Genomic DNA, 7626 nt, shown 5'->3' with positions numbered 1-7626 from the left:
CCTGCCGGGCCTACCACGTCTAAACTATACCGCTGATTTAAAACGATAAATCTGAAAAGTGCCCTGCACGGATTTCGCCGCAGGGCACCATGCCGCCCTTGGCTTACTGGATCGGCGCCATGAATGCCTGCGTCCGATCATCCCAGATCGTTTTCACACCGGCAGAAAACGCAGCCGGATCGCAACCGGACGCAATGGCGGTGACGCATGCGGCCTCGATCAGGGATGCAATGAACCTGTTGCTGTCGTCACCGATCAGCGGCATGACCGCATCCCAAGCCGCCCGCGCCTCAGGAGATAGGCTGGCGATCATCGCTGCTGCTTCGTCGTCTGTCGGTCGATACATGCCCTGCTCCACATCAGATCCCGTCTTGATACCAAGCGACCAGAAGCAGCACGACCACCGCGCCCATCATTCCGCCTATGATTGCCTCCATGGTCGCCTCCTTTTTCAGACTCTCGGCATGACCGATAGGTCAATAACCTTCACCCACCCATCGACCTGAAGTGACCACGCCCTTCTGCCGTGTGGTTTTTCCTCTGGTAAGCCGATGACGCGCGCATTCAGGCATGTGCATAGCGCCTCTACCAGATACTCATCGGACCCCGCAGTGACGGTCCAAGGCGCTGCGATCAGGTCGCAATCGCGAGGATGCGCGCCGACATTTCCGGGCTCACTTCCTCCACCAGCCGCGCCGCCTGTTCAATGAACGCCCCTGTGTGCGGCTCCACTACGCGCTTGTTGTGAGCCGGCTTCTCGAAGTATATGGCTACCCGCTCTGCCGCCAGCGCCTCTCGCATGGTTGGATGATACTCCACCTGGACACTGGCGCTCTGAGGCCACCAGTCAGATTGGCTCTTATGATGCAGATCGCGCGTATGGTGGTTGATGCAGGCCCCAACATATAGCAACGCCCCGATCGCGTCGAAATGACGGTAGACGCATGGGCGGCGCCCTGGAAGCGGCGGTCCCTGAACCTCAGCAACATTTTTGCGCTTGCGCTTCTTTCCAGTACGGCGGCTCTCAGAGGCATGAAACACATTTTGCCTGCGCGCTACCTCCGCCGCAAACGCCTCAGCCGCAACCTTCGTCTGAACCGCCACGCCCCCGACCACCAAGTGAACGCCGCGATCGGCAGTCGCATCGAGCAGCCAACGCGCGTCACTCTTTGACAGCGCAGCGCAGAACTCGGAATGTGCGTGAATTTCATCGCCAGGTAAAACAGCAAGCAGGAGATCATTGCGGCCCACAAGCTGAGACTGTGGGCGCGTTGATCCGCGAATAATTCTGTCCTCCCAGATCGGACCGAACTCGTCGTCTGATATGCCAGATGCGACCAGATAAGCGATCTGATCTTTGCGAGAAGGGCGCCCAGGCGCAGCCAGCACATATCCCCATTTGATGGAATTATCTGACACCTTCTTAACACCCACCTGTGTCAGACGATGCTCCATCACTTTCTTGCACGGCACCTTTTTGCGCCGCTAGGAACTGGCGGAGCGCGGCGACGATCACCGCCGAACGGGACGGTGGAACTGGTTGAGCAGCAGTCCATGCATCCAATTCCGCTAGGAGATCGGGTGGCAGGGTCGTGTTCACGGGTTTGTTTACGCGGGCCATGTTCATGGCTCTTACCCCTAGCGCACACTTAAAGCAACGTCAACACATGTGCGCACACGTGTTGACTAGTGCGCACTTTCATCCTACGGATAGCGACAGGCCAGTGAAACCAAGGGGGCACTATGGCGAAGTTTTTTGATGACAGGTTCCGCAGCTTCCTCGCCGCACAATACGGCGTCGGAGATCCGAAGGAGTTGCCTGATGCGCAGCGACTAGCGATCGAGGATGCCTATTTCGCTGGAGCCAGCACAGGCTTCTATCACGGCTTCGGCTGCGAGGATCAGGAAGCGCTGGCCGCCAACGAGGAGCTGAAGGATTTCGGCGCGCGCATCGTCGATCGGTATCGAGACGCTGGGCTGCCTCTAGGGCAGCGCCGGTCCTAAATCCAACTAACCCACAGGAGGAACAGACCATGCCACGCCAATGCCCGCCCTGCACCCACCGCTGCGATCAAGGCAGGATGTGCCCGGAACGCGGTGGTGACCGCTTCGGCCTACGTTTCATCCTGGTCAAGCTATGTCAGTTGGTCGGCGTAGGGCCGGCAGATAGTTGGCGGCGGCAAGCGGGCCGCCACCACAAATGAAAAAGGCCCACCCATACGTAAACCCGGTAGGCCTATTCGGTGGAGATCGGGCGCGGACTTGGTTCCGACCCGCCATCGCAAGGGCGATGTGCCCGGACCTAAATCACTGAGGGCCATCCGTGCTAAGCCCCTCCTGCAGGTGATCATACCAATCTGCACAGCGCACGGTTCTGGCGTTCTGGCGCGCAAGGGCGGCATCGGACTTCAGGACCGCCACATCAAGGCGGTCACCGGTGCGGACGTCGCTATGGGACATGCTGCGGCAGTCACTCGGCAGGTCCGGAAGCCTCATTTCCGCCCGCTCCTGGCCGATCGATGTTCCAGCATCCCGCAAGCGGTTAATGTCAGTTTGCCCGCAGCCGCCGCAAAAGATCGGCATCCACAACGCCATCAGGGTTGACCTTGGTATCACGCTCGAATGCCTCCAGCTCTTCGGAGAAGCGCATGCCTGCATCTTCAGCGACCTGTACTTTTTCCTGTAGGGTCCTGTTTGCCACATCCGCCGCCACCATCTGGCGGCGCACTATATCCAGTTCGGCACGAACTGCGGCCACCTCTGTTTCACGGACGAACCCGGCGCGGGCCGTGCTGACCGCCTGTGTTCTATCATGTACATGCCAACCCCATAGAAGGGCGCAGATGATGACCGATAGGCCGCCCCGGCTGGACAGAATTCGCCAGACATAGCGCCAGACCATCAAAGCCCCTGCAAGCAAAGGGCCGTTTCTTGGGCGCGACGGTTGACCAGGCCACGCACGACACGGCCGCCGGCCTTGTTCCACCAGCCTAACGCAGCACAACCGCCCGCGATGTCACCGCCATTCAAGCGACGTGTTGCGGTGGACCGGCCTGTACCTTGAATTCCGACATTATAGGCCAGCGACACATAGGCCGCGTCCCGATGGGGCGTTAGGCGGTTGGTACGCGTGCTCTGGGAAAAGTATCGATGCAGCCCAGCCCGGAAATCCCTAGCCAGACGGTGCTTCAGCAGGCGGAGACACTCGGCATCTGTGGCCCGATCCCCCATGCTGACACCATCGGTCTCCCCGAAACAAAGCGTCGGGTTTCCCACAATGTCACGGTATGCGCAATGTAGGTCCGGGGCGTCCACGCAGCGATGCTCACCTTCCCACTTGACAACCAACGGAACCAAGACCTGCATGGTGGCCCGTTCTGTCGTCTGCGCCATGGCCTGCGCCGCCAAGATGAAGGTGCCGAAGAAAACAACCCCGATAATCAGCCGCCGTCGAAGTGCGCCTTCGCGTGGTTGCAATACCAACCTGCCGATGACGCCAAGCGCGATGACCCAGATTTGGAGCATAGCCCAGATGGTCGGGTTCGTATCACGTCCGGATACCATGTAGATGATATCTGGGGCCAGTGTGATGGCCGCAAGTGCGTAGAAGGCCCAGGCGGTATAAGACCGTATTACGATGGCCCGCCAGTTTTTATCAAACATTGCTTTCCTCATTCATCTTTCTTTAACATTGCCGCACATCAGATACGCCGCAGCAGCGGGCGCAGAAGGAACTTCAGCGCGACCAGCGGGACCAGGTAGGGTATGCGCAGACGGTAGCCCATGGCTTTCAGGTCGCCCCGCGACACTAGCCGTCGCTGGATGTTGTCGGTCCAGCCGCGCCCCCGACACCAGACCACGGCGTGGCCGTCACCGGACGGCGACAGACAAAACCAAAGCACGTATCTGAAGGTGATCAGTGCCCACCAAAAGCGCAGCATCGACCGCCCCTCATAGAGCCAGATCAGTGTCAGTGAATAATCTTCGCAGTCCCCCGTCACGGGCCCTTGATCCCTCATGATGCGCCAGCTTTCGCCCTTGTCTGCATGATAGGTAAAGCGCCCGTTCAGGGACGCCTGAACAGCATCAGCAGCCATTGCCGCCTCCATAGTTGTGAACGTCAGAAAGCGAAGTCAGCCCTTGCGGGCAATCCACCGCTCGAACAGTGCGGCGGCACCACGCGGCCCGAGGTAGGACAGAACCGCGATCAGACCGACCCTGACCGTGTTGTCCAACTCCATGTAGTCCCCAAGCGCGTCACCGATCATCGCCATGCCTATGGCCAGGGGAACTTCCCAGATCAGATCGAAGGAGAACAGGTTGCGCCGCTTCGCGCGAACCTCTCCGGCGTGGAACATTGCCCTGCCGATGAACGCCGCGACCAGTGTTGTCGCGGCCCCTCCGATCGCATTGCTGACGGCCTCGATCAGGCCCGCTTCCGGATCAACCATTTTGCCCCCTTTGCTGTCATCCAGCCTTCAGTTTTCCGGTGAAGGCGGTACGCAGACCGCCGGATTTTGTGAAGCTGTGCCGCACGGTTTCAAGGATGAATTCCCGGCCGTCGACCAGCGGTCGAACGCCAGCATAAATGACCGGCTGGCCTGCCATCAGCGCGGGGCGCCCGATGATTGAACAGGATGTTTCAACTAGCCCACGCATCATTTCGCGGGCCGCAGCCCTGGCGGCAGATTCGGCCTCTTCCCTCGAACTGTATGGGTCACGTAGCACATGTTCGCCGCTAGCCTCCGGGTCCGCGTCCACCACGACTTCCTGCCGCTTCGCGCCTTTGCGGTCCTGCCAATATGCCTTGACCTTGGCGAATCGGTCCACATCGGTCTCCGACATCCGGCAAGACCCCTCGATGATGGACGGCATCAGCACCACCGCCGGCGGGATTGCGGTGCCGCCCGCCGTCTTACCGGTGCCGCGCTCCAGCCACAGCAGGGAGCCATTCTTGATGGTGAACAGCGCCCCGTGACGCTCCGCTAGGCGCTCGAGGAAATGCAGGTCGGATTCATCCTGCTGGCCGATCCACTCATAGACGTACCCCGACACCGCATCGGAGATCTTCGCCTCCAGCCCATAGTCGCCGGCCTTTTCCGCCACGATGTCCTTCACCGAGGCGTCATCCCAATGCTTGGTCTTGTTCGCCTTCATTTCAGACCGAAGGTCAGCCGAATGCCCCTTGACCGTGATGGTATAGGGCAGACAGGAGAACTCCACCCGGTCGACCACATAGGCCCCGACGAAACCGCCGACACCGCTCAGGATGGTGACCATGACAACCGCGCCGCGCCGGGGCGACTGGAAATGTGGCGGGGCATCGTTGAACACCAGGTCCAGCGTATCCGACCGGATGCCTTCGCGGTCAGTGATGGTCAGGCTGACCAGCCGGTCGAAGAATGCGCCGGATACCGGCAGGCCATCGACCGTGACAAGGATTTGCGGATGCGTCATATTATGTCCGGAGTTTACCAACACGGAGTTTCGGAAATGGTGGTGTATTACGGGGCAATGGGGCTTGCCGTTCTGTTCCTGCTATCCGCAGGCATCGAAGTCGTCTCGGTTCTGGTCAAAGGCCCATCGTGGAAATCGCTCTGGACGACCACCGGTTCTTTGATGCTGGCCTTGATCTGCTTCATTGTGGGCGTTTCGTTCTACACCTAATCCCACAGCTTCAATGCCTGGCCGGACTGGGCCTGCACCACCATGTCCGGCAGGGTGATTTCAGCACCAACCGGCAACCGGTGGGCCACATCCTTGATGTGCGGGTTTGCCTCCAGAACTTGCTCGACCGCGCCCGCCTGTGCCCCGTACTCACGCTGGCAAATCAGGTCCAATGCATCCCCGACCTTGGTCACGTAAATGCTCGCCATCAGATCAACCCCAGCAGAGACAGCAACGAGAACCCAGAGCCAATGCGCTTCACCTCGATCGAGAAGGCATTACGGCCGGGGGCGCCATTGCGATCATGAAACGCGCGGTCTTCATCGATCTTCTGGACAGCGTGACTTCCGAACACCTTGCCTCCCAGGGACACTAGCATCAGCGGCAGCCCGGATTTCGCGGCCAGCCGCACCCCCTCCAGGGTGGCCGCGCCACCGAATTCCTGCGGAAACAGCACCCCGTTGATGGTCACTACCTCGCTGCGCGGGCCGGTCCACTGCAGGGCGTTCAACCGCCCCGCTGTTTCGATTTCAGCCCATGTGGTATCCAGCTTGCGCCCAACCCCGGTGTAGCCGAAGCCATGGGCACGGAACATGAAGGGCCCCAAGGCCATGGTCATAGGTCCAGACATGTTACCCCCTAGTCTGAAAAGCTGGCCGACATCGTGGCCGCGACACGCTGCCCAATACGGTCAGACACAAGATCCGCGATCGCCTCCGGGTCGGAAATGCTGGACGGAACCTGAATGTTGATCCCGCCGTTGATTTCCACGCGCACATCGCCCCTGCCTGCATTCCCGGCAGAACCCGCCTGCGCGGGTTGCGCCGCCGCTGGTGCCGCAAGCGCAGATGTCGCCAGCACCGCTAGGCTTGCCGCCCGAAGCCCCTGTGCTCCGCGATGAAGCCGCACCAGACCCGGGTTGCGGTTGGCATTGCCGGTGGCCACTGACCCTAGGTAGGATCGGAATGCCGACTGCGCCTGCGACACGTTCAGGATACCGCCAGATTGCGACGGAACAAACCACTCCGAACGCGCTGTATTTTCATTCACCAAGTAAGGCAGCCCCGTGCGAACCGGACCACCACCGGCGCGCGCACCAGCAGGCTTTGGCGATGGCGTATCGCCGGTCCCTGCAGAAGACATATTGCGCAACTCGGATGACAGTTGCCGGACGCGCTCCAGTGCCCGGTCGATGGACTCCGTGCTGATTTCCGGCGCGACGGCGGTTCCGGACAACACCTGCAATGCCGCCGATAGGGATGACGCCGCGGCCTCGTTGTCTTCAAGCTGCCGCTCGACCGCAGCAAGATCCGACACCTGCGCATCAAGCTCTGCTTTCTTCTCCTGATAATCCTGCGAACCAAGATCATAGGCATCGGCGGGCGCATCCATAGCATCAAGTTCGTCACGCGCAGCAGCAATCTTGAACCGCAGTGCATCCGCCGCGTCCCGAAGATCATTCAACCTATCAGGAGTCGGAAGATTGTCGCTCCCGGAAAATTCATCCACTACCCGCGCAGCACCACGCTGTGCATCTGGCAAATACTCGACCGGCGCAGGAGGCGGCGCGCCGTGCACCTTTTCAAACCCCCACTCGTAGGCTGACATCAGATTACCAATGACGGGCATTGATCGAAATGTGCCGTCCATCTTGCGCACATTCCCAGCCTGCCATTTTTCGCGCTCATCTGGGTTGTCTGGAATGCTGCGCATGGCAAGAAAGGTCATTGCACCTGCGGAAAACGCGCCCCACCGAATACGTGAAAGATTGCGCTGCATAAGCTTAGACTTCTGACCTACATGGGTGGACAAGCGCGTGATTTCAGCCGATGCACCCTGACGAAACCCAGTGAACCTAGCGAGTGCAGCCCCGAAATTCGGCAGCAGACCTGCCGTCCAGCGCAGCGGGGCAATGAGGCTAGATAGCGCGAACTTCCCACCGGTCAAAACGGCCCACGG

13 protein-coding genes are annotated in these 7626 nt (G+C 60.1%); 2 read left to right on the top strand and 11 right to left on the bottom strand.

From position 1 onward, the window contains the following. Positions 1–103: 103 nt before the first annotated feature. Both E1B25_RS21570 and E1B25_RS21565 read right to left on the bottom strand, forming a co-directional pair. On the bottom strand, positions 104–346 hold the full coding sequence (locus tag E1B25_RS21570) for a hypothetical protein (protein WP_132831634.1): 243 nt from the start codon (positions 344–346) through the stop codon (positions 104–106). A gap of 287 nt (positions 347–633) precedes the next feature. Beyond that, complete coding sequence (locus E1B25_RS21565; RefSeq protein WP_132831633.1) at positions 634–1455, bottom strand: hypothetical protein; 822 nt, start codon at positions 1453–1455, stop codon at positions 634–636. Positions 1456–1743: 288 nt separating this feature from the next. Here E1B25_RS21565 and E1B25_RS21560 point away from each other — a divergent pair, with 288 nt between their 5' ends. Beyond that, the gene (locus E1B25_RS21560) at positions 1744–2004 is read left to right on the top strand and encodes a hypothetical protein (RefSeq protein WP_132831632.1); all 261 of its coding nucleotides are present in this window, start codon (positions 1744–1746) and stop codon (positions 2002–2004) included. Positions 2005–2307: 303 nt separating this feature from the next. Here the strand turns inward: E1B25_RS21560 and E1B25_RS22295 are convergent, their stop codons facing one another. From E1B25_RS22295 to E1B25_RS21535, 6 genes are all read right to left on the bottom strand, one after another. Further along, complete coding sequence (locus E1B25_RS22295; RefSeq protein ID WP_165937725.1) at positions 2308–2460, bottom strand: hypothetical protein; 153 nt, start codon at positions 2458–2460, stop codon at positions 2308–2310. A gap of 88 nt (positions 2461–2548) precedes the next feature. Beyond that, a complete protein-coding gene (locus E1B25_RS21555; RefSeq protein ID WP_132831631.1) occupies positions 2549–2902 on the bottom strand; it encodes a hypothetical protein in 354 nt (117 codons plus the stop codon). Beyond that, the gene (locus E1B25_RS21550) at positions 2902–3675 is read right to left on the bottom strand and encodes a lysozyme (protein WP_132831630.1); all 774 of its coding nucleotides are present in this window, start codon (positions 3673–3675) and stop codon (positions 2902–2904) included. Before E1B25_RS21550 ends, E1B25_RS21555 begins: the two co-directional genes overlap by 1 nt. A 26-nt stretch (positions 3676–3701) precedes the next feature. Then, the gene (locus E1B25_RS21545) at positions 3702–4097 is read right to left on the bottom strand and encodes a hypothetical protein (protein ID WP_132831629.1); all 396 of its coding nucleotides are present in this window, start codon (positions 4095–4097) and stop codon (positions 3702–3704) included. Positions 4098–4133: 36 nt separating this feature from the next. Then, a complete protein-coding gene (locus E1B25_RS21540; protein ID WP_132831628.1) occupies positions 4134–4451 on the bottom strand; it encodes a phage holin family protein in 318 nt (105 codons plus the stop codon). A gap of 16 nt (positions 4452–4467) precedes the next feature. Beyond that, positions 4468–5457, bottom strand: a complete 990-nt coding sequence (locus E1B25_RS21535; RefSeq protein ID WP_132831627.1) for a phage late control D family protein — start codon at positions 5455–5457, stop codon at positions 4468–4470. On the opposite strand from E1B25_RS21535, the gene E1B25_RS21530 reads away from it, so the two are divergent. After that, on the top strand, positions 5449–5667 hold the full coding sequence (locus tag E1B25_RS21530; RefSeq protein WP_132831626.1) for a hypothetical protein: 219 nt from the start codon (positions 5449–5451) through the stop codon (positions 5665–5667). The genes E1B25_RS21535 and E1B25_RS21530 overlap by 9 nt on opposite strands. Here the strand turns inward: E1B25_RS21530 and E1B25_RS21525 are convergent. The 3 genes from E1B25_RS21525 to E1B25_RS21515 form a co-directional block, all read right to left on the bottom strand. After that, positions 5664–5876 carry a tail protein X gene (locus E1B25_RS21525; RefSeq protein WP_132831625.1) on the bottom strand — a complete coding sequence of 71 codons (213 nt, stop codon included), beginning with the start codon at positions 5874–5876 and terminating at the stop codon, positions 5664–5666. The genes E1B25_RS21530 and E1B25_RS21525 overlap by 4 nt on opposite strands. Continuing rightward, positions 5876–6298: a phage tail protein gene (locus E1B25_RS21520; RefSeq protein WP_132831624.1), complete on the bottom strand. Its 423-nt coding sequence runs from the start codon at positions 6296–6298 to the stop codon at positions 5876–5878. Before E1B25_RS21520 ends, E1B25_RS21525 begins: the two co-directional genes overlap by 1 nt. An 8-nt stretch (positions 6299–6306) precedes the next feature. Further along, a partial coding sequence (locus E1B25_RS21515; RefSeq protein WP_483458030.1) for a coiled-coil domain-containing protein occupies positions 6307–7626 on the bottom strand: 1320 nt, incomplete at its 5' end.

The organism is Antarcticimicrobium sediminis (genome assembly GCF_004348975.1).
Lineage (GTDB): Bacteria > Pseudomonadota > Alphaproteobacteria > Rhodobacterales > Rhodobacteraceae > Antarcticimicrobium > Antarcticimicrobium sediminis.
Note: the sequence above shows the minus strand (reverse complement) of the source record. Positions and strands in the feature narration are given on the sequence as shown.

What these genes read in the sequence shown, in the direction of transcription:
- E1B25_RS21570 (WP_132831634.1), bottom strand. Translation starts at nt 346, where the DNA reads ATGTATCGACCGACAGACGACGAAGCAGCAGCGATGATCGCCAGCCTA.
- E1B25_RS21565 (WP_132831633.1), bottom strand. Translation starts at nt 1,455, where the DNA reads ATGGAGCATCGTCTGACACAGGTGGGTGTTAAGAAGGTGTCAGATAAT.
- E1B25_RS21560 (WP_132831632.1), top strand. Translation starts at nt 1,744, where the DNA reads ATGGCGAAGTTTTTTGATGACAGGTTCCGCAGCTTCCTCGCCGCACAA.
- E1B25_RS22295 (WP_165937725.1), bottom strand. Translation starts at nt 2,460, where the DNA reads ATGTCCCATAGCGACGTCCGCACCGGTGACCGCCTTGATGTGGCGGTC.
- E1B25_RS21555 (WP_132831631.1), bottom strand. Translation starts at nt 2,902, where the DNA reads ATGGTCTGGCGCTATGTCTGGCGAATTCTGTCCAGCCGGGGCGGCCTA.
- E1B25_RS21550 (WP_132831630.1), bottom strand. Translation starts at nt 3,675, where the DNA reads ATGAGGAAAGCAATGTTTGATAAAAACTGGCGGGCCATCGTAATACGG.
- E1B25_RS21545 (WP_132831629.1), bottom strand. Translation starts at nt 4,097, where the DNA reads ATGGCTGCTGATGCTGTTCAGGCGTCCCTGAACGGGCGCTTTACCTAT.
- E1B25_RS21540 (WP_132831628.1), bottom strand. Translation starts at nt 4,451, where the DNA reads ATGGTTGATCCGGAAGCGGGCCTGATCGAGGCCGTCAGCAATGCGATC.
- E1B25_RS21530 (WP_132831626.1), top strand. Translation starts at nt 5,449, where the DNA reads ATGCGTCATATTATGTCCGGAGTTTACCAACACGGAGTTTCGGAAATG.
- E1B25_RS21535 (WP_132831627.1), bottom strand. Translation starts at nt 5,457, where the DNA reads ATGACGCATCCGCAAATCCTTGTCACGGTCGATGGCCTGCCGGTATCC.
- E1B25_RS21525 (WP_132831625.1), bottom strand. Translation starts at nt 5,876, where the DNA reads ATGGCGAGCATTTACGTGACCAAGGTCGGGGATGCATTGGACCTGATT.
- E1B25_RS21520 (WP_132831624.1), bottom strand. Translation starts at nt 6,298, where the DNA reads ATGTCTGGACCTATGACCATGGCCTTGGGGCCCTTCATGTTCCGTGCC.